This is a genomic window from Pseudomonas sp. R28(2017), assembly GCF_002112505.1.
In the GTDB taxonomy this organism is placed as follows: Bacteria; Pseudomonadota; Gammaproteobacteria; order Pseudomonadales; family Pseudomonadaceae; genus Aquipseudomonas.
In genome coordinates this window covers 58522-80717 of sequence record NZ_NEHW01000002.1, presented here as the reverse complement: position 1 = coordinate 80717, position 22196 = coordinate 58522, and the positions used below count along the sequence as shown (strand labels likewise).

Sequence of the window (22196 nt, the reverse complement as noted above, 5' to 3'; positions counted from 1 at the left end):
GTATCATGCGCAGCCGCCTGTTACAGATTGCTTCCTGCCTGCTGCTCACCGCCGCCACCGCCAGTGCGGCGCAGGCCATCGACCTTTCCCAGCAACGCCAGTACTACGACGAGGCCAAGCGTGCGCTGGCCAAGGGCGACAAAGGCCCTTACCTGCGTTACGCCCAGGCACTGCGCGACTACCCGCTCACGCCCTACCTGGCGTACGACGAACTGACCGCGCGCCTGAAGACTGCCAGCAACGAAGAAATCGAAGGTTTCCTGGCCAAGCACGGCGACCTGCCCCAGGCCAACTGGATGAAACTGCGCTGGCTGCGCTGGCTGGCCGAACGCGGCGAGTGGAATACTTTCGTCAAGTACTACGACCCCAAGCTCAACTTCACCGAACTGGACTGCCTCAATGGCCAGTACCAGTTGAGCCACGGCCTGCGCGCCGAAGGCTTCGCCACGGCCGAAAAACTGTGGAACGTCGGCAAGTCGCAACCCGCTGCCTGCGACACCCTGTTCGGCATGTGGGCCGCAGAAGGCCAGCTGACCGAGGCCAAGCGCTGGAACCGCGCCAAGCTCGCGGCCCAGGCGCGCAACTACCCGCTGGCCAACACCATGGTGCAGGGCCTGACCACACTCGGGCCGCAGGGCCGCTTGCTGATCGACGTGGCGCAGAAGCCCGAGCTGCTGAACCAGCCCTCGCGCTTCACCCCGGCCAACGAAGCCATGTCCGACGTGGTCAGTCTCGGCCTGCGCCGCCTGGCGCGGCAGGATCCCGATCGGGCCATGCAGATGCTCGACGACTACGCCCAGCGCATGCACTTCTCCCGTGACGAAAAGGTCGCCATCGCCCGCGAGATCGGCCTGACCCTGGCCCGCCGTTACGACCCGCGCGCCCTTGACCTGATGACCCGCTACGACCCGGAGCTGCGCGACAACACGGTCAGCGAATGGCGCCTGCGCCTGTTGCTGCGCCTGGGCCGCTGGGAAGACGCCTACGAGCTGACCAGGCGCCTGCCACAGGACCTGGCCAGCAGCAACCGCTGGAAGTACTGGCAGGCCCGCAGCCTTGAACTGGCCCAGCCGAACAACCCGCAGATCCCGTTGCTGTACAAGAACGTGGCGCGCGAGCGTGACTTCTACGGTTTCCTCGCGGCTGACCGGGCAAAAACGGCTTACCAGCTGAACAACAGGCCACTGGTACTGAGCCCGCAACTGGTCAACAAGGTGCGCAACACCCCGGGTATTCAGCGCGCCCTGGAGTTTCACGCCCGCGGCCAGGTCGTCGAAGGCCGCCGCGAGTGGTACCACGTGAGCCGCCACTTCACCCGTGACGAAATGGTCGCCCAGGCACGCCTGGCCTACGACATGCGCTGGTACTTCCCGGCCATTCGCACCATCAGCCAGGCGCAATACTGGGACGACCTGGATATCCGTTTCCCGATGGCCTACCGCGACACCCTGGTGCGCGAAGCCAAGGTGCGCGGGCTGCACTCGAGCTGGGTGTTTGCCATCACCCGCCAGGAAAGCGCCTTCATGGAGGATGCCCGCTCCAGCGTCGGTGCCAGCGGCCTGATGCAGGTGATGCCGGCCACCGCCAAGGAGACCGCACGCAAGTTCAGCATCCCGCTGGCCTCGCCGCAGCAGATGTTCAACCCGGAAAAGAACATTCAGGTCGGCGCGGCCTACCTGAGCCAGGTGCACGGTCAGTTCAACGGCAACCGGGTACTGGCCTCTGCGGCCTACAACGCCGGCCCGGGGCGCGTACGGCAGTGGCTCAAAGGCGCCAAGCACCTGAGCTTCGACGTGTGGGTGGAATCGATCCCGTTCGACGAGACGCGCCAGTATGTGCAGAACGTGCTGTCTTACTCGGTGATCTACGGGCAGAAGCTCAATGTGCCGCAGCCACTGGTGGACTGGCATGAGCGGTATTTCGATGACATGTGATCTTTGCTGAGCCTGTACCGGCCCCTTCGCGGGCTCGCCCGCTCCCACAGGGTCTGCACAGGTTTCGGATACTGTGCGATCCCTGTGGGAGCGGGCGTGCCCGCGAAGAGGCCGGTGCAGGTTATTCGAGCACTTCGACTTCCATCCCCACCTCAAGCCAACCTGCGCCATCAACGGCCAGGTTCTGCCCGAACAGAATGTCCCCCTCCCGCTCACGGAAGGTCTTCAGGGTGGTCAACGGCTCGCGGTCGGCACTGCGCTCACCGGTCGCCGGGTCGAGCGTGGTGAAGATGCAGCGCACACTGGGTTTGAGCAGACGAAACTCCAGCTCGCCAATGCGAATGCGCTTCCAGCCATCCTCGGCAAACGGTTCAGCCCCCTGCACCACCAGGTTCGGCCGAAAGCGCAGCATTTCCATGGGCCGGCCAATCCGCCGGCTCAGCTCATCCAGCGAACCTTGCCCAACCAGCAATAACGGAAAACCATCAGGGAACGCCGCACGGTCGCTGTTCAGGCCATAACCACTGGGCAGGTATCGCGCCCGCTGTTCCGGGCAATGCACCAGGCGCACTGCCTTGCCGAGCCACTGCGACAACCAGGCAGCCACCTCGTCGCCCGCGTCCGGCGCGCGCAAGGTATCGCGCCAGATGGTCACGCCACGGAGCGCATCGTCGGCACCTGGCACCGCCACGCGCAGTGGCGGGCGCCCCGGCAGCTCCAGCAGCAACTCGCCAGCCTCGCCCTCGCTGGCCCTCAGCTGACCCAACTGTGGCCAGGCACGCTGGGTGAGGAAGCGTCCGTTCTCTTCCTCGACCACCATCCAGCGTCGATCGCCCTGCAACCCCAGAAGGCCTACCGGCGAACCCTGCAGGCACTGCGCCTGCCCCGACTTCACCGGGTATCGATACAACTCACTGAGAAACATCCCTGCCCGCCTCATGCCTTGTCAAAAGCCAAGCTTATACCTGGCCGACGGCAGGATCACGCGTTGCTGGTATCCAGCAGCAGGCGCTGCTTGACCACATCGACCAGGCGATCCGGCTGGAACTTGGAGAGGAAGTTGTCACAACCGACCTTCTTCACCATCGATTCGTTGAAGCTGCCCGACAAGGACGTGTGCAGCACCACGTAGAGCCTGCGCAGGCGCGCATCACTGCGAATCTCGGTGGTCAGCCGATAGCCGTCCATCTCCGGCATTTCCGCATCGGTGAACACCATCAGCAGTTTTTCGCAGACATCCTCCCCCGCATCGGCCCAGCCCTTGAGCAGGCGCAGGGCCTTCAGGCCGTCACTGGCCACATGCAGCTTCACGCCGAGTTGCGACAGGGTATCGCGCAGCTGCGCCAGGGCCACGCTGGAATCATCCACCAGCAGCACTTCGCGGCCACGTGCGCGTGCCAGCACCGGGTCGGCCAGCTTGTCGCCGGAGACCCGGGCGTTGTACGGCACGATCTCGGCGAGCACCTTCTCCACATCGATCACCTCGACCAGCTTGTCGTCCACTTTGGTGATGGCGGTCAGGTAATGCTGGCGCCCGGCACTGGAAGGCGGCGGCATGATGGCTTCCCAGTTCATGTTGACGATGCGATCGACGCCACCTACCAGAAACGCCTGCACCGAACGGTTGTACTCGGTGACGATGATGGTGCTGTCCGGCCCTGGCTGCAGCGGGCGCATGCCGATCGCCTGGGACAGGTCGATCACCGGCAGGGTCTGCCCGCGCAGGTTCACCACCCCACAGACGAACGCGTGGCGCTGCGGCATCAGGGTCAGCTTGGGCAGCTGCAGCACTTCCTGCACCTTGAATACGTTGATCGCGAACAGCTGGCGCCCGGCCAGGCGGAACATCAGGATTTCCAGGCGGTTCTCACCCACCAGCTGCGTGCGTTGGTCTACCGTGTCGAGAATGCCAGCCATTGGAAAACCCCCAGGGTTGTCGAAAAAGATGAAATGATCCGTTCTATATCGGCGCTTTCCCACGCATCTTGACCCCCGCGCAAAAATGCCCGGCGGGGTAATTGATATCACAATAGCATCATGCTTTACTGCGATACGCCCCGCTTGGATCCATTCCGGGGCAACTTGTCGCACCTTAGGCGCCCTCAGGGAAACCCCTAGGAGCAATCAGGTGCAACCTGATGTTCGCGATATCCTTTAGCCATTAATGTGACGCCATTCTCACTGCATGAATGGAGTCAGGCTTTTGCTAGCGATCGATATGGCGTGGCCATCCCCTGCTCCAGCCCAACGCGCCGGAGTACCATGATGGACAGCAGCGTCTCTCACATCGATACCCTGCAGGACTTCCTGCTGGATGCCCAGGTCTTGCTGACCCAGTCCCAGGAATGCCTGCAGCATCTGGAACTGATCGCCAATGATCCGGACGCTTGCCGATGCCTGAACAACGCCCTCGAGACCCTGGCCCGACGCGCCAGCGCCCTGGGCCTGCGCGAAGTCGCCCACTACGCAAGTGTTCTGCAACAACTGCTTGCTCCTGCCTGCCAGCAGCAGTGCCTGGGCCACGAAGCCCTGCCCACGCTGAATGCCTGCCTGACCCTGCTGGCCTGGCAACTGGAGCTGATCGACAGGCACACGGGCCGGCTCGCCCTCGATACCTGCGAGCAGGTGACGCTGCTGAGCGAACTGGCGGCCGCCTTGAATCAGCCATTGCCGCAAACGTGTGCGCCTTGCCACGACAACGGCAGCAACTGCGTGCATCCGCATCCGGCAGCGTCAGCCAGGCCTTCAGCCGACTGGCCTGCGCAGCGCCACTAACTTGCCTGGCAACAGCAACTAAGCGCAGGGTTCAAGCCGCAATCAAAACCAAACTTGTGACGTACTGCACTAGTTCAATCCCTTGCACTTGAGCGGTCTTTTGCTAGTTGAACTTGCGGTCGCCGCCACGTGACTTCAGTAATGGCACTTTGACACCCTCGCAACCCGCCGCGCACCCGCTACCAAGCCCGGAAATACTGAGGTTTCAAAGCATTACCCAGCCGCGACCAAATCGAACCGAAGTGTTAAGATGCGCGCAAAGAAATGCCGGCTGGCCCTTCATGTATCGCTTCAAGCCACGCTCGCCATTTGTTGCAAGCACGACGCCAAAGCCTCTGCCGAGACCTGTGCACGGCCCCCATCAGCAAGACTTCAGTGGCTTCTCAATTTTATGTTCCCACGCTTGAAGATATCTCTGCGCTGCCGTTCACGCGCCACCTTGCTGCGCTGGGCGACGGCATTGCTGTGCGTGATGTCCCTGCTTGCCAACCTGGTCGTGTTTGCGGGCGGGCACGGCATGCCAGCCAGCCTGTTGTTGCTGCAACTGGTGGCCACGCTTGGCGTCTGCTGGCACCTGAGCCACGGTGCCAAGTCGATCAGCCTGCGCCCGGCGGAACTGGCCGGGCGCATGCTCAAGGTCCAGGAAAGCGAGCGCCAGCACCTGAGCCGCGAGCTGCATGACGACATTGGCCAGTTGCTCACGGCCGCCAAAATGCAGCTGGAATGGCTGCAACGCCGAGTGCCGACCGACTTGCAGGGGCACTGTGGCGGCTTGCGCAGCACCCTCGAAGACACCCTGAGCAAGGTGCGCGACGTTTCCGCCATCCTCAACCCGCGGCAGCTGGCCAGCCTTGGCCTCGAAGCCAGCCTGCGGGCGCACCTGGTACGCACCCTGGCAAGCACCGACGTGCACTGGAGCCTGGAATGCCATCAGCGCCTGGGCGGTATTTCCGAGGAAGTCGCCATGGCCGCGTTTCGCATCACCCAGGAGGCGGTCACCAACATGCTGCGCCATGCCCGCGCACGCAACCTGACCATCCGCCTGCAGCGCAGCGCAGCCGGGCTTGCCCTGACGATCCAGGACGATGGCCAGGGCTTCCTCCCTGCCGCCAACCCCGCCGAAGCCGGCCAGCGCGGCATGGCCGGCATGCAGGAACGCGCCACCGCCCTCAATGGCAGCCTGGCGATCACCAGCCAGCTCGGCCTGGGCACGACGATCGACGTGCTGTTCCCATGGCCACCCCGTACCCATGAACGCGCCAGGACTACCGCTTCATCATGACCTGTAGATTGCTGCTGGTGGACGACCACTCGCTGATCCGCGCCGGGGTTCGTGCCCTGGTATCCGATATCCCCGGTTATACGGTGATCGGCGAGGCCGATGACGGCGATCAGCTGCTCGAGCAGGTTCGCCAACTCGCACCGGACATCGTTCTGCTGGACATCTCCATGCGCTCGACCAGCGGCCTCGACGCCCTTACCCAGTTGCGCGCCACCGGCAACACCTGCAGGGTGCTGATCCTGTCCATGCATACCGACCCCGACCTGATCATGCGGGCCCTGGAAAGTGGCGCCCATGGCTACCTGCTCAAGGATGCGACGGCGACCGAGCTGGAACAGGCCCTGGCCGCCCTGCGCAATGGCGAACGGTACCTCAGCCCGGCCATCGCCCATACCGTGATCAACCAGGCACTGATGCGCGCGCAGCACGGCAAGCAACCTGGCGGCGACCGCCACAACCTCACTGCACGGCAACTGGAGATCCTGCGCCTGATCGTGCGCGGCAAATCCACCCGCGAAATTGCCGCCGGCCTGGGGCTGTCGATCAAGACGGTGGAAACCCACCGCTCACAGATCATGAAACGCCTGCAGATCTACGACGTCGCCGGCCTGGTGCTGTTCGCCGTGCGCGAGAAAATCATCAGCCTGGACGACTGATCAGCGGCGAATTCGGCGGCAGATGCAGTTTCAGCGCCGCTGGCACTGCGGCAAAGCGCAGGCTGTCGGCCTGCAGCGGCTCGCCATCGAGGTTGATGTCCAGCCCCTGCGAACAGGTGATCTCGACCCACGGCAACCGCGCCCGCACGAACAACCCCTCACCCGCCAGCATATCACGCAGCGCACCGACCATTTCCTGGGGCGCCGGCAGGATGGCGATGTCGAGCAGGCCATCATCGACTTGCGCATCCGGGCACAACACCTGCCCGCCTCCGGCCTGGCGGCCATTGCCGATCCCCAGCGCCAGCAGGTCGCCCTGCCAGTCGAAACCCGGCCCTGACAGCTGGACCGAGGCGGCCTGCAACTCGCTGAAGCGCGACAGCCCGGTGAACAGGTAGGCTGCGGCGCCGAGCATTTTCTTCAGGTCTTCGGACGTACTGGCGGTAACCTGGCTGCCGAAACCGCCGGTGGCCATGTTCAGGAACAATTGATCGCCCACCTGGCCCAGGTCGATCGGCCGCGGTGGCAGCCCCAGCAACGCCAGGGCCTCGGCAGGTTCCAGCGAAATGCCGGCGGCCCGAGCGAAGTCATTGGCCGTTCCCAGGGGCAGCAGCGCCAGGCTGGCTTCGCTGCGAGCCTGCCCCATGGCTTCGGCGACATCACGCAAGGTGCCGTCCCCACCGCCCGCGATCACATGGCCATAGCCGGCCGCCAGCGCTTCGCCCACCAGCCGCCGGGCATCCCCGCCTTCCCAGGTCACCCGCACATCCAGCGTCCAGCCACGCTCGCGCAGGGCGCCCACCGCCTGGCGCACTGCTTCGTTCATGGCCTGCTTGCCATGCAGGATCAAGATTGCCTTGCGCTGTGGCATGGTGCTTCTCCGTTGGGACCGTACAGTCCAGATCTCGACCACAAAGATCGGCGGAATGCTGCACGGCGCAGGTAAATCTGCGCTACGCCGTGCATTGATCTGAAGCAGGGTCGAGCAAAAAACAGCCAGATTCACAGAAATATCATTGAAAGCTTTTCTCATCGGGCGCATGATCGACAAATATTTGGCCTTCATGGACGAAGCTGTAGTGAAAAGTCGGTTTTTTGACTTTTCCGCCAAAACCGTGACAGGTCGCGAAGTTCCCCTTCACTGCGCTGTAACCAGCGCCTAGAGTCGAGGCTGTGAAATGAGCGTTCTGATCCCCTGCATCATCGCTGGCGGTGCCGGCACCCGCCTGTGGCCGGTTTCTCGCGAAGCCATGCCCAAACCCTTCATGCGCTTGCCCGATGGCCAGAGCCTGCTGCAGAAAACCTTCGCCCGCGCAGCGGCGCTGCCCGGCGTCGAGCGGGTGCTGACGGTGACCAACCGCGAAGTGTTCTTCCGCACCCAGGATGAGTACCGCCAGGTCAACCGCGACAACCTCGCCCTCGACTACCTGCTGGAAACCAACGGTCGCAACACAGCGCCCGCCATCGCCGCAGCCGCGCTGCACTGTGCCAGCCATTACGGCCACGACAGTGTGCTGCTGGTGCTGCCGGCCGACCACCTGATCGAGGACGCCGAAGCCTTCGCCAGCGCCGTCGAGTGCGCCCGGCAACTGGCCAGCGAAGGCTGGCTGGCCACCTTCGGCCTGCTGCCCAGCCGTGCCGAAACCGGCTTCGGTTACATCGAGCAAGGCGAGGCCATCGGCCAGCATGCACATCAGGTGAGCAGCTTCGTCGAGAAGCCCGATGCCCTGACCGCCCGCGAGTACCTGGAAGGCGGCCGCCACCTGTGGAATGCCGGCATGTTCTGCCTGCGCGTGGGCACCGTGCTCGCTGAACTGCAGGTACATGCCCCGGAACTGCTCGCCTGCATGACCTGCTGCCTGGAGCAGAGCACCACCAAGGAAGGCGACAAGGCGCTGCAGGTAGAACTGGACCCGGACAGCTTCGCCCTGGCCGAGGACATCTCCATCGACTACGCGCTGATGGAACGCTCCGACAAGGTCGCCGTGGTGCCCTGCGAACTGGGCTGGAGCGACATTGGCAGCTGGGAGGCGGTGCGCGACCTGCGCCACACCGACGAGGACGGCAACCACTGCAACGGTGAGGCCGTGCTGCACGACGTGACCAACTGCTACATCGACTCGCCCAAGCGCCTGGTCGGTGCCGTCGGCCTGGACAACCTGATCGTCATCGACACCCCCGACGCCCTGCTGATCGCCGACGCCGCGCGCAGCCAAGAGGTCAAGGTCATTGCCCAGCAGCTCAAGCACCAGGGCCATGAAGCCTATCGCCTGCACCGTACGGTCACGCGGCCCTGGGGCATGTACACCGTGCTCGAGGAAGGCCCGCGCTTCAAGATCAAGCGGATCATGGTACGCCCCGGCGAATCGCTGTCGCTGCAGATGCATCACCACCGTAGCGAGCACTGGATCATCGTCAGCGGCATGGCCTGCGTGACCAACGGCGAAGAGGAGTTTCTGCTCGACACCAACGAGTCGACCTTCATCAAACCCGGCCGCACCCACCGCCTGACCAACCCCGGCGTCATCGACCTGGTGATGATCGAAGTACAAAGCGGCGAGTACCTGGGCGAAGACGACATCGTGCGCTTTACTGATATCTACGGACGCGTCCCGGCGGCAGCCATCGGCTGAGGGCTGGCGGGCGCGTTTTTTGTCCGCTGCCTTCAGCGAGGTTTCCGGTTCATGCGCATTCTCTGGACACTGCCCTACCTGCCTTGGCCCACCACCAGTGGCAGCAAGACCCGGCAATACCACCTGCTGCGCGCCCTCGCGCAGCAGGGCCACCGGATCACCTTGCTGGTGCAGTCGAAGATCCCCTTGTGCGATGCCGCCCGCGAAGCCCTCGAGCCCTTGGTCGAACGCCTGATCGTGCTGCCCCGGCGCCCGCTGCACAGCCCGCTCAACCTGCTCGCCTCGCCGATCATCGACTACCCGATGCGGGCCATCATCAATGGCCTCGCTCCCGGGCTGCGGCACCAGTTCGAACAGTTGCTGGACGAGCCCTGGGACGTTATCCAGATCGAACACAGCTACAGCTTCCAGCCTTTCGAAAAGGCGCTGCAGGCACGCGAGCTGCCCTACATGCTCAGTGAACACAACCTGGAATCGGTGACCGGTGCCGCCTGCCACGACCGCCTGCCGCTGTGGCTGCGCCCGCTCAACGCCTTCGACCGTTGGCGTTATCGGCGCTGGGAACAGCGCGTGCTGCGCCAGCCCACCGAAGTGGTGGCCGTGAGCCCGCACGATGCCGAGCTGATCAGCCAGGTCAGTGGCCGCCCGGTCAACGTGGTGGTCAATGGCGTCGATTGCGATTACTACCAGAACGTCCAGCCGGCCTTGCACAGCCAGCGTCTGCTGTTCGTGGGCAACTTCGAGTATGCCGCCAATGTCGAGGCCATCGAGTGGGCCCTGGAAGACATCCTGCCCCAGGTATGGATGAGCAACCCGGCGGTACGCCTGGCCATCGCCGGGCACGCCTTGCCGATCAGCTGGAAACTGCGCTGGAACGACCCACGCATCGAATGGGTCGGCTATCGCCCCGACCTGCGCGACCTGCAGCGCCGTTGCGCGCTGTTCTTCGCCCCGTTGCGCTATGCCGGTGGCTCCAAGGTGAAGATCCTCGAGGCCATGGCCGCCGGGTTACCTGTGATCAGCACCGACAAAGGCCTTTCAGGCCTGGCCGCCAACAACGGCGAACATTACCTGGGCAGTGATGACGGCGACCAGTTGGCGCTGCTGATCACACAGCTGCTCAACCAACCGTGGCGCATGTGCCAGCTGAGCGAGGCGGGCCGCCAGTTCGCCCGCCATCGTCACGACTGGAGCGTGGCCGCCCAGCAACTGGAAACAGTGCACATGCGCCTGACCCAGTCGGCACCGGCCGACGCCACGCAAGGCCGTGGCGCCTGGCTCCGGCGTTCAGCCGAGTAGTTCGCTCAGCGGTATGAACGGCACGCTGTCACCCGGCTGCGGCGTGCTGCCTTCACGCACCTCCACCAACCCCTCGGCCCAGGCAGCGCTGCGCAGCACGCCGGAGCTCTGGTTCTTGTAGATGCGCACCTGGCCATTGTCGATGCGCGCGCGCAGGTACTCGCGGCGGGTGCCGGCCTTGGTCCACTCGAACCCGGCCGGTACATCGAAGCGTAACGGCGTGACATCCGCCACACCCTGGCGGCGCAGCAGGTAGGGCCGCGTCAGCAGGCCGAAGGTGACCAGGGTCGACGCCGGGTTGCCGGGCAGGCCAATCACCGGTACGCCGCGGTAATGCCCGAACGTCAGCGGCTTGCCAGGCTTGATCGCCAGCTTCCACAAGGCCAGCTCGCCCGCTTCGCGCAGTGCGGCGCCCAGGTAGTCGGCCTCGCCCACGGAAACGCCACCGGTGGACAGGATCAGGTCGACATCACCCAGGCTGCCCAGGCACTCGCGGGTACGCGCCAGGTCATCGGGGAGAATGCCCATGTCACGCACTTCGCAACCCAGCCGCTGCAGCCAGCTGACCAGCAGGCGCCGGTTGCTGTTGTAGATCTGCCCCGGGCCCAGGGGCAGGCCGGGCTCGACCAGCTCATCACCGGTGGACAGCACCGCCACCCGCACCCGCCGCACCACTTGCAAATGCCCATGCCCCAGCGTCGCCGCCAGGCCCAGCTCGATGGGCCCGAGCCGCGTGCCTGCGACCATCACCTGTTCGCCCTTGCGGGTTTCCTGGCCTTGCGGGCGTACGTTCTGGTCTGGCGTCAGCACTTCGAGAAAGCGTACCCGGCCGTCTTCCAGCACTTCGGTGTTTTCCTGCATCTCGACGCAGTCGGCACCTGCCGGCATCGGCGCACCGGTGAAGATCCGCGCACAGGTCCTGGGCTGCAGGGGCTCGGGAGCATGCCCGGCGAAAATCCGCTGGCTGACCGGCAATGGCTCACCCTGCAGGTCGGCCAGGCGCAAGGCGTAACCGTCCATGGCGCTGTTCGGCCACGGAGGCAGATCCAGCGTGGCCACCAATTCGGTGGCCAGTACGCGGCCTTCGGCTTCGGCCAGCGAGACCCGTTCGGTTTCCCTGATCGGTGCCGCCTCGGCCAGCGCCAGCAGGCGCTCCAGGGCCTCTTCCACCGGCATCAGTGGCCGGGCAGCTGGCGCCTCAGCCACGGCTGTCACAGGCCGCTGCCTGCTTCAGGTGGGCAACGAAGTTGCACGGTCGATGGCGGGCATCCAGCTGTTCGGCGAGGATGCCATCCCAGCCGGTGCGCACGGCATTGGTCGAACCCGGCAGGCAGCACACCAAGGTGCCGTTGGCCAGGCCGGCCAGGGCACGCGATTGCACGGTGGAGGTGCCGATATCGGCCACGGAAATCTGCCGGAACAGTTCGCCGAAGCCCTCGACCTGCTTGTCCAGCAGGCAGGCGACAGCTTCCGGCGTGCTGTCACGGCCGGTAAAGCCGGTACCACCGGTGATCAATACCACCTGCACGCTGTCGTCGGCGATCCAGGTGGCGACCTGGGCGCGGATCTTGTACAGGTCGTCCTTGAGCAGCACGCGTGCGGCCAGCGTGTGGCCAGCGGCGGTGAGGCGGTCGACGAAGGTCTGCCCGGAGGTGTCGGTTTCGAAGGTACGGGTGTCGCTGACCGTGAGCACGGCAATGTTCAGCGCCACGAAGGGGGTATCTGCCTTGGCTTTCATGGGTGTCCGTCGCAGGGAAAGGGATGGCCGCAGTTATATCACAGGCGACCGTGCAGACAGGCACAGGTCAATATCCCGAGCTTGGCGCTATGCTGGAATGTGAACGGAACTTGCGTGGACGCCCTGCGTCATAAAGTCATCTTGCACCATCGCACTGGAGAAAGACGATGATTCAACGGACCCTTCCCGCCTTCTTGCTCGCCGTGGGCCTTGGCGCCCTTGCCGGCTGCGCATCGCCGACCGTGATCACCCTGAACGACGGCCGCGAAATCCAGGCAGTGGATACCCCCTCCTATGACGAGGACTCCGGTTTCTACGAATTCGAACAGCTCGACGGCAAGCGCACGCGCTTGAACAAGGACCAGATCCGCACCGTCAAGGAACTCTGATCCGGGTGCTGTTTTTGGCATAAGCCCTTTAAACAACAAGGGCTTGCACCCGAAAAATCTATGCAGTAGGATTTTGTTCATCGGAGTGTAGCGCAGCCAGGTAGCGCGTCTCGTTCGGGACGAGAAGGCCGCAGGTTCGAATCCTGTCTCTCCGACCAGATCCTCAGCAAAAAGCCCGCCTTGCGCGGGCTTTTTGTTGCGCCCGGAAACTAGTTGACCACGGTCACCTGCTCCGCCTGCACCGGCACATGCAGCAGTTGCAGCCGCGAACTGCTCCATTCACGGGTGCGGTTGGTCAGTTCGATGTCGTTGTTCAGCTTCTGCCCATAGCTGGGCACGATCGCCTTCAGGCGCGCCTGCCACTCTGGCGTCTTGATGCGGTCCTTGAAGGTCTTTTCCAGCACCGTCAGCATGATCGGCGCGGCCGTCGAGGCGCCCGGCGAAGCCCCCAGCAATGCGGCGATGCTGCCATCCTGAGCAGCCACCACTTCGGTACCGAACTGCAAGATGCCACCGAGCACCGGGTCCTTCTTGATCACCTGCACGCGCTGGCCAGCCTGCAGCAGCTTCCAGTCTTCGTTCCTGGCGTTGGGGAAATACTCGCGCAGGGCCTGCATGCGGTCGTCGAAGCTGAGCATCAGCTGCCCCATCAGGTAAGTGCTGAGGTCGAGGTTATCGATCCCGGCTTTCATCATCGGCAGGATGTTGTGGTGGGTCAGCGAGGCGAACATGTCCAGCAACGAACCGTGCTTGAGGTACTTGGTGGAGAAGGTCGCGAACGGGCCGAACAGCAACACCTCCTGGCCATCGATCACCCGTGTGTCCAGGTGCGGTACCGACATCGGCGGTGCACCCACCGAAGCCTTGCCATACAGCTTGGCCTTGTGCCGGGCGACGATGTCCGGATTGTCGGTCATCAGGAATTGGCCACCGACTGGGAAGCCGGCATAACCGTCCGCTTCAGGGATGCCCGACTTCTGCAGCAACTTCAGCGCGCCGCCACCGGCGCCGATGAACACGAACCGGGCATTGACGCTGGCCTCCTTGCCACCGTGGGCAAGGTCGGCCACCACCACCTTCCAGGTGCCATCTGCATTGCGCACGATATCGCGCACTTCATGGTTCAGGTGCAGCTTGACGTTGGGGTTGCGGGTCATCGAGGCAAACAGCTGGCGGGTGATTTCGCCGAAGTTCACGTCGGTGCCAATGGCCATGCGGGTAGCGGCCACCTTCTGCTGCGGGTCACGCCCCTCCATCACCAGCGGCACCCACTTGCGGATCTGCTCGTGGTCTTCGCTGATTTCCATGCCACGGAACAGCGAGCTGTGCTGCAAGGCGGCCACGCGCTTGTGCAGGAAGGCGACGTTCTCGTCACCCCAGACGAAACTCATGTGCGGCACGTTGGTGATGAACGACTTCGGGTTGCTGAGCACGCCCTGCTCGACCTGGTAGGCCCAGAACTGCTTGGAGACCTCGAACTGCTCGTTGACCCCGACGGCCTTGCTGATGTCGATGCTGCCGTCCTTGCCTACGCTGGTGTAGTTCAGCTCGCAGAACGCCGAATGGCCGGTACCGGCGTTGTTCCAGGCATTGGAGCTTTCTTCGGCGACCTGGTCCATGCGCTCGTAGACGCCGACCTTCCAGTTCGGCTCCAGCTCGGTGAGGTAGGTACCCAGGCTGGCACTCATGATGCCGCCACCGATCAGCAGCACATCGACGGTGTTCTCGGGCGTTTCGGGTTTGGAGCAGCCGATGACGCCCAGGCAGAGGAACGTCAGCAGGAATTTCTTCATTGATGTTGTCCAGTTGTTGTGTACACGCGCGCCGCACAGAGCAGGGAGCGTGCCAACTGGGTTTGGGCCAATGAATACGGGTGTGGCAGCGCGTCGCATGGCGACATTCCGCCACAGTGGGAACGGTTTTATCCTGGCAGATGGCGGGTTTCCCCCTTTGGGGGCGCTTCGCACCCCCAGCAATCCATCAGGCAGTAAGCCGCGAGGTGACCTCACCCAACTGCCCCGACAGCCCGTGTAGGCGCTGCCCCGCCTGCTCGGTATGCTGCACGGCCTGCTGGTTGGCCGTGGCAATCCGGGTGATTTCGATCAGGTTGCGCGAAATGTCCTCGGCCACGCTGGTCTGCTCTTCGGCCGCCGTGGCGATCTGCCGGTTCATGTCGCGGATCGCCTCCACCGCCAGGGTGATGCGCTGCAGCATATGCCCGGCCTGCTGCACCTGCTCAGCGCCCTCCTCGCTGCGCTGCTGGCCGCTCTCGATGGCCTTGACCGCCTCTACCGCACCCGACTGCACGGCGTCGATGATCTGGTGAATTTCGGCAATCGACGCCGCCGTACGCTGCGCCAGGCTGCGTACCTCGTCGGCGACCACAGCAAAGCCACGCCCGGCCTCACCGGCGCGCGCGGCCTCGATGGCAGCATTGAGGGCCAGCAAGTTGGTCTGCTCGGCGATGCCGCGAATCACTTCCAGCACCTTGCCGATGCGTGAGCTGTCATGTTCCAGGTCGCGGATCACCGCAGCCGTGCCAGCGATCTCGCGGTTGACCGCCCCGATGATGTCGATGGTCTGCTGCATCACCTGCTCGCCCGCCTGGGCACTGTGGTCCGCATCATCGGCGGCGCGTGCGGCCTCGGCGGCGTGGCGGGCGACTTCCTGGGCCGTGGCGGACATCTCGTGCATGGCCGTGGCCACCTGGTCGGTACGCTGGAACTGGTCATGGGTGCCACGGGCCATGTCACCGGCGATGGTGCGCAACTGGCCACTGGCGCCTTCCAGTTCCTGGGCGTTGTCCTTGAGGCGGCCAACGGTTTCGGCAAGGAAATCGCGCAGGGTATTGGCAGCACGCGCCAGGCGGCCCAGTTCGTCCTCGCGACGGCTGTCGACGCGGGCGGCGAAGTGGCCCTGGCTCAGCTGCGCAACGTACTCGATCAGTTGGCGGATCGGCTCGATCAGGCTGCGGTTGACCCGCCACAGGCTGAGCAGGCCAACCAGCAACGCCGAACCGAGCATCACCAGCACGCCCAGCCAAACGGTGCGTTCGGCACCGGCATTGATCGCGGCGGCGCGGCCACGGGCGTCGGCGCGCAGTTGCTCGACCAGCGCGCTCATCTGCTCGCTGGCAGCCCGGTCCACGCCCTTCACTGCCTGATCGCCGGCTACCGGATCGCCACCGGCGGCAAGAAACGCCTGGCGCCCCTGCTCATAGGCCTGGCCCAACTGCCGATGGCTGTCACGCAGTTGCTGCAACGGCGCCTTGAGCGGGGCATCGCTGCTGTCGATCAGTTGCCCCAGCAGTTGCTGAACCTGCTGCTCGCGGGCCTGGAACTGCTGCCAGTACTTGTCCAGCTCGGCCGGCTGGCGGCCGCGCAGCAGCACGTTCTTCCATTCCTGCACCTGGATCTTGAACTGCAGGTTGGCTTCGTCGATCAATTGCGAGGCCTGCAGCGGCCCATTGACCAGGTCGGCGTAGCCGCGCACGCTGGAGGACAGGAACTGGAAGCACACCAGGGCGATCAGCAGCATCGCCGCCAGGCTGCCACCGAGCAGGGTGAGAATTTGCACTCTGAGTGATTTACGCAACATCGCGGATCTCGGGAACAAGGAATTAGGAAACGGCGCGCCGTTGCAGCGCCGCGACAGACATCCTTGTCCTCGTTCGCAGGCCAAAAAAAAGCTGCCATCGATCGATAGCAGCCAGGTCGAGCACTTACGCAACAGTTGAAATCAATACTCTCAGGCAATTGCTACAGAAATGTTACAACTGCGCGGCATCTAGCCCGTGGTGAACTGCAACTCGGCCAGGCGCGCGTACAACGGGCTTTCCTCGATCAGCTGCCGGTGCGTGCCGACCGCGACCACCCGCCCCTTGTCGATCACCGCGATGCGGTCGGCATGCTGCACCGTGGCCAGGCGGTGCGCGATGACCAGCGTGGTACGCCCGGCCATCAGGCTCGGCAGCGCCTGCTGGATCAGGTGCTCGCTTTGCGCATCGAGGGCGCTGGTGGCTTCGTCGAGCAGCAGAACCGGCGCATCCACCAGCAGCGCCCGGGCGATGGCCAGGCGCTGCTTCTGGCCACCGGAAAGGCCAACGCCGCCCTCGCCCAGCGGCGTCTGATACCCCTGTGGCAGTTGCCGGATGAATTCATCGGCATGGGCGCCACGGGCTGCCGCCTCGACCTCGGCCAGGCTCGCCTCGGGGCGACCGTAACGGATATTGGCCTCGACCGTGCCGCGGAACAGTGACGGTTGCTGCGCCACCAGGGCGAACTGGCGGCGCAGGTCGTCCGGATCCAGCAGGGTGATCGGTTGGCCATCGAGCAGGATGCGCCCCTGTTGCGGATCGTAGAAGCGCAAGAGCAGATCGAACAGGGTCGACTTGCCCGCCCCCGACGGCCCTACCAGCGCCACGGTCTGGCCGGGTTCGATGGTCAGGCTGAGGTGGTCGATGGCGGCCACCGATGGCCGCGAGGGGTAGGCAAAGGTCAGTTGCTGCAGTTCGATACGTCCCGTCGCGCGCTGCTGTGCCAGCGTCACGGGCGCCTGAGGGGCCAGGATCGTGCTTTGCGCTGCCAACAGTTCAGCTATGCGCTCGGCGGCCCCGGCAGCGCGCTGCAATTCGCCAATCACTTCACTGAGGGTGCCGAAGGCACTGCCGACGATCAGGCTGTAGAACACGAACGCTGCCAGTTCCCCTGCGGAAATGCGCCCGGCGATCACGTCCATGCCGCCTACCCACAGCATCACCCCGACCGCGCCCAGCACCAGCACGATCACCAGGGTGATCAGCCAGGCGCGCTGGGCGATACGTTGCCGAGCCACGGCAAAGGCGGCCTCAACCGTACCGGCGAACAGCTCGCGGTCGCGTGCCTGGTGGTTGTAGGCCTGCACCGTCTTGATCTGCCCCAGGATCTCGGCCACATAACTGCCGACATCGGCCACCCGGTCCTGGCTCTGCCGTGACAGCCTGCGCACCCGCCGGCCAAACAGCAGGATCGGCGCCAGCACCAGTGGCAACGCCACCACCACGATGCTGGTGAGCTTGGGGTTGGTGATGAACAGCAGCACCACGCCACCGATCACCATCAGCGCATTGCGCAGGAACATCGACAGCGACGAGCCGATCACCGACTGCAGCAGTGTCGTGTCGGCAGTCAGCCGTGACTGGATCTCCGAACTGCGGTTGTCTTCGAAGAAGCCGGGGTGCAAGCCCACCAGGTGATCGAAGACCGCGCGGCGGATGTCGGCAACGCAGCGCTCGCCGATCCATGACACCAGGTAGAAGCGGCTGAAGGTGCCTGCCGCCAGGGCCAGCACCAGCACCAGGAACAGGCCGATGGTCTGGTTCAACTGGTGCGCCGAGCGGGTCATGAAGCCTTGATCGACCAGCAGGCGGATACCCTGGCCCATGGATAGGGTGATGCCTGCGGTAACGACCAGCGCCAGCAGGGCCAGCAAGGCCTGACGACGGTAAGGACGCATGAACTGCCAGGCCAGCTGCAGGGCGCGGCGTTGGCGAGAGGAAGCCGAATCGGGCATGACGTGAACCAGGAAAGCAGGAAGACTGAAGACTACCATTCATCCACGCCGGCAGTGCCTATAGCCCATCGTTCTAACAGGCCTCTGGAGCTTTGCCGCACTTTCTGTTGGACTGAGCAGGCCTTGGTGCCCGATAACTTTTGTAACAGGCCAGTCATGGCGCAGGTTTAACCTGAGCCGGAACCTGATGAGGAGACAGTCAATGAGCTTGCAACATGGCAGCGACACCGTGAAACCGCAGAGCAAACCACAGCCCAAGGCCTGTGGTTCGATCATCGACGCCCAGGGCCACGAGATCGAGATCACCGAGCAGATGATCCAGAAGGCCTGCAAGGAGCTGGAAGACAGCCGCGTGAAGAAAGTACGCCACGGCTGAGGCACGAATGCTTTGAAACCCGGCTTTATGCCGGGTTTTTTATTTGTGCCTGCAATCAGGCCAGCAGGCCACCCAGGGCACTGACCATCTGTGCCAACTGCGGCGCCTCGCCCCGCACGCGCACGGCCAAACCTTCGATCTCCCGGCGCGGTGGGTACTGCTTGCGCAACTGGTCGAATGCCGCCCGCTGCTCGGCCACATCGTCACTCAGGCTGCGGCGGAAATCGGCATCGTCACGCCGTGGGTCATACACCGCCCGGCACAGCGCTGCCAGGGCCCAGGCAGGTTCTGCAGTGCCGTCCAGCTCGATGTGCGCCAACGGTGGCGGTGGCAGCAGGTCGGCCAGCTGCACCTTTTCCGCCTCGCCCAGGTAGCGGCACAGGGCCTGATAGATCTGCGCCGTGCCGCGCTGGCGGCCATCCAGGCTGTAACCGGCGATATGCGGCGTGGCCAGGGTGCACAGGTCGGCCAGTTGCAGGTCGACCTGCGGCTCGCCTTCCCAGACATCGAGCACGGCGTGCACGTCTTCGCGGTCCAGCAGCAGCTCGCGCAGCGCCGCGTTGTCCACCACCGGCCCGCGGCTGGCGTTGATCAGCCAGACACCGGGGCGTAGCTGCGCCAACTGGGCTGCGCCGAGCAGGTGCCAGGTCGGATGCTCACCGCCGCGCTGCAGCGGGGTGTGCAGGCTGATCACGTCGCACTGTTCAAGGATCGTCGCGAGGCTGACGTAGTCGCTGCCCTCGGCGGCCTGGCGCAGTGGGTCGCAGACCAGCACCTTCCAGCCCAGGCCGTGCAGCACACGCACCAGGCGACCACCGACTTCACCGGCACCGACCACACCGTAGGTGCGTTGCGCCAGTGCCACGCCGTCCAGGTCGGCCAGGGTCAGCAGGCTGCCCAGCACGTAATCGACCACGCCCCGGGCATTGCAACCCGGCGCGCTGCTCCAGTGGATACCGGCTTCGGCGAAGTAGTCCAGGTCCAGGTGGTCGGTGCCGATGGTGCAGGTGCCGACGAAGCGCACCTTGCTGCCTTCGAGCAGTTGCCGGTCGACCTTGGTGACCGAGCGCACCAGCAGCACGTCGGCGTCTTTGACGCTGGCGGCGTCGAGGCTGCGGCCGGGATAACGGCGGATCTCGCCGAAGCCTTGGAAGAAGGCATCGAGCAGCGGGATATTCTCGTCGGCAACTATCAGCATGGCGCTCTCCTGTCTGGGGAGCGCAGTGTAGGCGCTATGGGAGGTGGGTTCCAGCGCGGTTCAGTCGGCTTTCTTGCGGATCCAGTACAGGTAGGTGCCGGCCTCTTCCTGCTGCTGCAGCAGTTCGTGGCCGAGGAAGTTGCAGAACTTGGGGATGTCACGGCGGGTCGAGGGGTCGGTGGCGATGACCTTGAGCAGGCCACCGGCCGCCAGGTTGCGCACGTGCTGGTGCAGCATCATCACCGGCTCCGGGCAGTTCAGGCCGGTGGCGTCGAGGATGGCATCGGGGGTGAAGTCAGTCATGGGAGGCTCCGCAAATGATCGCTATTGTGGCGCATCGCGCAGCGAGGACCAATAGCCATTCATGAGGGCCATGCCCGAGCGCTTTTGATTTGCTTTTGCTTTGCTTTTGCTTTTGCTTTTGCTTTTGCTTTTGCTTCTAAGCGCGCGGTAGTTCAGGCGACGCAGAGTGCGACTTCAGGAGGCCGAACGCAGGCGTCTGGAGGGCCAGGGTGCGTAGCACCCCTTCGGCGTAGCCGAAGGCGCGAGATGTAGACTTGCGCAGCAAGTCGTAGGCCGCGCGGGCCCGGAAGGCGCCGGAGTGAGGGGACCCCGGAGCGCAGCGCAGGGGCCGGATGATGGGAGCGGGGGTTTTTGCCTACTTTTTGCCCAGTCAAAAAGTAGGTCGCCGTAAAGGCGAAAAGGTGATTCAGCGCCACACTGGCGACTGAATGTAAACCTGATTTGAAAGCCCACTTCCAAAAGCCAAAAGCCAAAAGCCAAAAGCTTGACTGCTGTGGTTTTGATTATTCCGAGTGCATTCATTTGCGATGGCGACGCACAGTCACCTTTCCGCCCTTACGGCGGGTCACTTTTTGACTGGGCAAAAAGTGACCAAAAACCCCGGCTCCCATCATCCGGCCCCTGCGCTGCGCTCCGGGGTCCCCTCACTCCGGCGCCCTCCGGGCCCGCGCGGCCTACGACTTGCTGCGCAAGTCTACATCTCGCGCCTTCGGCTGCGCCGAAGGGGTGCTACGCACCCTGGCCCTCCAGACGCCTGCGTTCGGCCTCCTGAAGTCGCACTCTGCGTCGCCTGAACTATCGCGCGCTTAGAAGCAAAAGCAGAGCAGAGCAGAGCAGAGCAAGCGATTTCAGCGCAGCTTGAGGTCCAGTCGGCGCAGGTGGCAAGTCACTTCCTCTCGGTCGTGATACAGCTGTTTGCAGGCAATCGATACCTTGACCTTGCGCGCCTTGAACGTCGCCTCCATGCGGTCCAGCAAGCGACGCACCTCGGCATAACGCTGCTTCATCGGCAACTTCAGGTTGACCACCGCTTCACGGCACAACCCCTCACCCAGCCAAGTCTCGATCAGCGACGTGGTACGCGCCGGCTTCTCGACGATATCGCAGACCATCCAGTCCACCGGCTGCTTCGGCTGCCAGGTGAAACCATCGGCCATCAGGTGTTGCACCAGCCCAGTGTCCATCAGGCTCTCGGCCATCGGCCCGTTGTCGATCGCGGTGACCAGCATGCCACGGCGCACCAGCTGATACGTCCAGCCACCCGGCGACGCACCCAGGTCAACCCCCGTCATGTCGTCGCCCAGGCGCTGCTCCCACTGATCACGCGGAATGAACTGGTGCCAGGCCTCCTCCAGCTTGAGGGTCGAACGGCTCGGCGCCTCACGCGGGAACTTCAGGCGCGGGATGCCCATCGGCCACAGCGCGCTGTTGTTCGCCTCGGCCACGCCAACAAATACCCGACGGCCGCTGATGAAGGTCAGCAACAGGCGCGGCAGGCTGGGGTTGTCGACCAGCCGGCCGGCCTTTTCCAGCGCCTTGCGCAGCGGCACCTCGAACTTGCGGCAGAAGGTCGACAGCTCCTTGCCCTCGTTGCTGTCCAGCACTTCCAGCCACAGACTGCCAAATACCGGTTGCCCGGCCAGATGCTCCAGCAGCACGCTGATGCGGTCAGTCTCCGGCAGCTCGATATACGCGCCGCGGGCCCACTGACGCGGGAAGATCAGTTGCGCGAAGCGCAGCTGGGCCATCAGGCGTTCGGCCCCTTCGGCCTCGGCACAGACAAACTCGGCACAAGCGCTCTGAGGCTTGCCCTTGGCATAACCGGCCACACCCAGCCGGGCGGCATGTTCGCTGATCTCGGCGCAGACCTCACCCTCGAAACCGGGCCGGCAATGCATGAACAGGGTATTCATCTCTTACTCCACGACGGCTGGCGCACCACGGGCGCCGGCAGGGCGGCGATGATAAAGGAAGATCGGAACCTGCGACATGCCCCGCCGGTCCAGAAAAGAGTCAGGGGTGCCAATCGGAGCTAACCTGACCATTCAGCCAGGTCCGTGCCG

General features: G+C 64.3%; 19 protein-coding genes, 1 tRNA gene and 1 pseudogene. 9 read left to right on the top strand and 12 right to left on the bottom strand.

What is annotated here, in order from left to right:
* Nucleotides 1-5: 5 nt before the first annotated feature.
* Nucleotides 6-1934, top strand: a complete 1929-nt coding sequence (locus tag CAF78_RS03130) for a transglycosylase SLT domain-containing protein (RefSeq protein WP_085674832.1) — start codon at nucleotides 6-8, stop codon at nucleotides 1932-1934.
* Between the two features lie 121 nt (nucleotides 1935-2055).
* On the opposite strand, the gene CAF78_RS03125 is transcribed toward CAF78_RS03130, so the two are convergent.
* Nucleotides 2056-2859, bottom strand: a complete 804-nt coding sequence (locus CAF78_RS03125; RefSeq protein WP_085674834.1) for an MOSC domain-containing protein — start codon at nucleotides 2857-2859, stop codon at nucleotides 2056-2058.
* Nucleotides 2860-2915: 56 nt separating this feature from the next.
* On the bottom strand, nucleotides 2916-3851 hold the full coding sequence (locus CAF78_RS03120) for a chemotaxis protein CheV (RefSeq protein ID WP_085674836.1): 936 nt from the start codon (nucleotides 3849-3851) through the stop codon (nucleotides 2916-2918).
* 348 nt (nucleotides 3852-4199) lie between these two features.
* Here CAF78_RS03120 and CAF78_RS03115 point away from each other — a divergent pair, with 348 nt between their 5' ends.
* From CAF78_RS03115 to CAF78_RS03105, 3 genes are all read left to right on the top strand, one after another.
* Complete coding sequence (locus CAF78_RS03115; RefSeq protein WP_085674838.1) at nucleotides 4200-4709, top strand: histidine kinase; 510 nt, start codon at nucleotides 4200-4202, stop codon at nucleotides 4707-4709.
* 391 nt (nucleotides 4710-5100) lie between these two features.
* A complete protein-coding gene (locus CAF78_RS03110; RefSeq protein WP_085674840.1) occupies nucleotides 5101-5991 on the top strand; it encodes a sensor histidine kinase in 891 nt (296 codons plus the stop codon).
* Entirely contained in the window at nucleotides 5988-6647 is a 660-nt protein-coding gene (locus CAF78_RS03105; protein WP_085674842.1) for a response regulator transcription factor, read from the top strand. Before CAF78_RS03110 ends, CAF78_RS03105 begins: the two co-directional genes overlap by 4 nt.
* On the opposite strand, the gene yegS is transcribed toward CAF78_RS03105, so the two are convergent.
* Nucleotides 6631-7518 carry a lipid kinase YegS gene (gene yegS / locus CAF78_RS03100; protein WP_085674844.1) on the bottom strand — a complete coding sequence of 296 codons (888 nt, stop codon included), beginning with the start codon at nucleotides 7516-7518 and terminating at the stop codon, nucleotides 6631-6633. The genes CAF78_RS03105 and yegS overlap by 17 nt on opposite strands.
* A 307-nt stretch (nucleotides 7519-7825) precedes the next feature.
* Between yegS and CAF78_RS03095 the strand changes: the two genes are divergently transcribed.
* Complete coding sequence (locus CAF78_RS03095) at nucleotides 7826-9280, top strand: mannose-1-phosphate guanylyltransferase/mannose-6-phosphate isomerase (RefSeq protein WP_085674846.1); 1455 nt, start codon at nucleotides 7826-7828, stop codon at nucleotides 9278-9280.
* A 51-nt stretch (nucleotides 9281-9331) separates the two neighbouring features.
* Nucleotides 9332-10579: a glycosyltransferase family 4 protein gene (locus CAF78_RS03090; RefSeq protein WP_085674849.1), complete on the top strand. Its 1248-nt coding sequence runs from the start codon at nucleotides 9332-9334 to the stop codon at nucleotides 10577-10579.
* On the opposite strand, the gene glp is transcribed toward CAF78_RS03090, so the two are convergent.
* Both glp and moaB read right to left on the bottom strand, forming a co-directional pair.
* Nucleotides 10568-11794, bottom strand: coding sequence for a gephyrin-like molybdotransferase Glp (gene glp, locus CAF78_RS03085; RefSeq protein WP_085674851.1), 1227 nt, complete (start codon nucleotides 11792-11794; stop codon nucleotides 10568-10570). The two genes, CAF78_RS03090 and glp, sit on opposite strands and share 12 nt — an antisense overlap.
* Entirely contained in the window at nucleotides 11778-12317 is a 540-nt protein-coding gene (gene moaB / locus CAF78_RS03080) for a molybdenum cofactor biosynthesis protein B (RefSeq protein ID WP_085674853.1), read from the bottom strand. Before moaB ends, glp begins: the two co-directional genes overlap by 17 nt.
* A gap of 167 nt (nucleotides 12318-12484) precedes the next feature.
* On the opposite strand from moaB, the gene CAF78_RS03075 reads away from it, so the two are divergent.
* The gene (locus CAF78_RS03075) at nucleotides 12485-12706 is read left to right on the top strand and encodes a YgdI/YgdR family lipoprotein (RefSeq protein WP_085674855.1); all 222 of its coding nucleotides are present in this window, start codon (nucleotides 12485-12487) and stop codon (nucleotides 12704-12706) included.
* Between the two features lie 81 nt (nucleotides 12707-12787).
* Nucleotides 12788-12864, top strand: a tRNA-Pro gene (locus tag CAF78_RS03070).
* A gap of 51 nt (nucleotides 12865-12915) precedes the next feature.
* Here the strand turns inward: CAF78_RS03070 and mqo are convergent.
* From mqo to CAF78_RS03055, 4 genes and pseudogenes are all read right to left on the bottom strand, one after another.
* Nucleotides 12916-14499, bottom strand: coding sequence for a malate dehydrogenase (quinone) (gene mqo, locus CAF78_RS03065; RefSeq protein WP_085674857.1), 1584 nt, complete (start codon nucleotides 14497-14499; stop codon nucleotides 12916-12918).
* Between the two features lie 187 nt (nucleotides 14500-14686).
* Entirely contained in the window at nucleotides 14687-15391 is a 705-nt protein-coding gene (locus CAF78_RS28950) for a methyl-accepting chemotaxis protein (protein ID WP_371915520.1), read from the bottom strand.
* A 228-nt stretch (nucleotides 15392-15619) separates the two neighbouring features.
* Nucleotides 15620-15730 (bottom strand): annotated as a pseudogene (locus tag CAF78_RS28945) (hypothetical protein); the annotation flags it as partial.
* Nucleotides 15731-16492: 762 nt separating this feature from the next.
* Nucleotides 16493-18256 (bottom strand): ABC transporter transmembrane domain-containing protein, encoded by a 1764-nt coding sequence (locus tag CAF78_RS03055; RefSeq protein WP_085674861.1) that lies wholly within the window; start codon nucleotides 18254-18256, stop codon nucleotides 16493-16495.
* A gap of 202 nt (nucleotides 18257-18458) precedes the next feature.
* Here CAF78_RS03055 and CAF78_RS28525 point away from each other — a divergent pair, with 202 nt between their 5' ends.
* The gene (locus CAF78_RS28525) at nucleotides 18459-18632 is read left to right on the top strand and encodes a PA1571 family protein (RefSeq protein WP_177408493.1); all 174 of its coding nucleotides are present in this window, start codon (nucleotides 18459-18461) and stop codon (nucleotides 18630-18632) included.
* A gap of 55 nt (nucleotides 18633-18687) precedes the next feature.
* On the opposite strand, the gene pdxB is transcribed toward CAF78_RS28525, so the two are convergent.
* The 3 genes from pdxB to rlmM form a co-directional block, all read right to left on the bottom strand.
* On the bottom strand, nucleotides 18688-19830 hold the full coding sequence (gene pdxB, locus CAF78_RS03050) for a 4-phosphoerythronate dehydrogenase PdxB (RefSeq protein WP_085674863.1): 1143 nt from the start codon (nucleotides 19828-19830) through the stop codon (nucleotides 18688-18690).
* A 60-nt stretch (nucleotides 19831-19890) separates the two neighbouring features.
* Nucleotides 19891-20133: a sulfurtransferase TusA gene (gene tusA, locus CAF78_RS03045; RefSeq protein ID WP_027919534.1), complete on the bottom strand. Its 243-nt coding sequence runs from the start codon at nucleotides 20131-20133 to the stop codon at nucleotides 19891-19893.
* Between the two features lie 848 nt (nucleotides 20134-20981).
* Nucleotides 20982-22046: a 23S rRNA (cytidine(2498)-2'-O)-methyltransferase RlmM gene (gene rlmM / locus CAF78_RS03040; RefSeq protein WP_085674865.1), complete on the bottom strand. Its 1065-nt coding sequence runs from the start codon at nucleotides 22044-22046 to the stop codon at nucleotides 20982-20984.
* Nucleotides 22047-22196: the final 150 nt, after the last annotated feature.

Bases quoted from the DNA above. Each gene is read 5' to 3' on its own strand.
- CAF78_RS03130 (WP_085674832.1), top strand. From the start codon at position 6: ATGCGCAGCCGCCTGTTACAGATTGCTTCCTGCCTGCTGCTCACCGCC.
- CAF78_RS03125 (WP_085674834.1), bottom strand. From the start codon at position 2,859: ATGTTTCTCAGTGAGTTGTATCGATACCCGGTGAAGTCGGGGCAGGCG.
- CAF78_RS03120 (WP_085674836.1), bottom strand. From the start codon at position 3,851: ATGGCTGGCATTCTCGACACGGTAGACCAACGCACGCAGCTGGTGGGT.
- CAF78_RS03115 (WP_085674838.1), top strand. From the start codon at position 4,200: ATGGACAGCAGCGTCTCTCACATCGATACCCTGCAGGACTTCCTGCTG.
- CAF78_RS03110 (WP_085674840.1), top strand. From the start codon at position 5,101: ATGTTCCCACGCTTGAAGATATCTCTGCGCTGCCGTTCACGCGCCACC.
- CAF78_RS03105 (WP_085674842.1), top strand. From the start codon at position 5,988: ATGACCTGTAGATTGCTGCTGGTGGACGACCACTCGCTGATCCGCGCC.
- yegS (WP_085674844.1), bottom strand. From the start codon at position 7,518: ATGCCACAGCGCAAGGCAATCTTGATCCTGCATGGCAAGCAGGCCATG.
- CAF78_RS03095 (WP_085674846.1), top strand. From the start codon at position 7,826: ATGAGCGTTCTGATCCCCTGCATCATCGCTGGCGGTGCCGGCACCCGC.
- CAF78_RS03090 (WP_085674849.1), top strand. From the start codon at position 9,332: ATGCGCATTCTCTGGACACTGCCCTACCTGCCTTGGCCCACCACCAGT.
- moaB (WP_085674853.1), bottom strand. From the start codon at position 12,317: ATGAAAGCCAAGGCAGATACCCCCTTCGTGGCGCTGAACATTGCCGTG.
- CAF78_RS03075 (WP_085674855.1), top strand. From the start codon at position 12,485: ATGATTCAACGGACCCTTCCCGCCTTCTTGCTCGCCGTGGGCCTTGGC.
- mqo (WP_085674857.1), bottom strand. From the start codon at position 14,499: ATGAAGAAATTCCTGCTGACGTTCCTCTGCCTGGGCGTCATCGGCTGC.
- CAF78_RS28950 (WP_371915520.1), bottom strand. From the start codon at position 15,391: ATGTCCGCCACGGCCCAGGAAGTCGCCCGCCACGCCGCCGAGGCCGCA.
- CAF78_RS03055 (WP_085674861.1), bottom strand. From the start codon at position 18,256: ATGCCCGATTCGGCTTCCTCTCGCCAACGCCGCGCCCTGCAGCTGGCC.
- CAF78_RS28525 (WP_177408493.1), top strand. From the start codon at position 18,459: ATGAGCTTGCAACATGGCAGCGACACCGTGAAACCGCAGAGCAAACCA.
- pdxB (WP_085674863.1), bottom strand. From the start codon at position 19,830: ATGCTGATAGTTGCCGACGAGAATATCCCGCTGCTCGATGCCTTCTTC.
- tusA (WP_027919534.1), bottom strand. From the start codon at position 20,133: ATGACTGACTTCACCCCCGATGCCATCCTCGACGCCACCGGCCTGAAC.
- rlmM (WP_085674865.1), bottom strand. From the start codon at position 22,046: ATGAATACCCTGTTCATGCATTGCCGGCCCGGTTTCGAGGGTGAGGTC.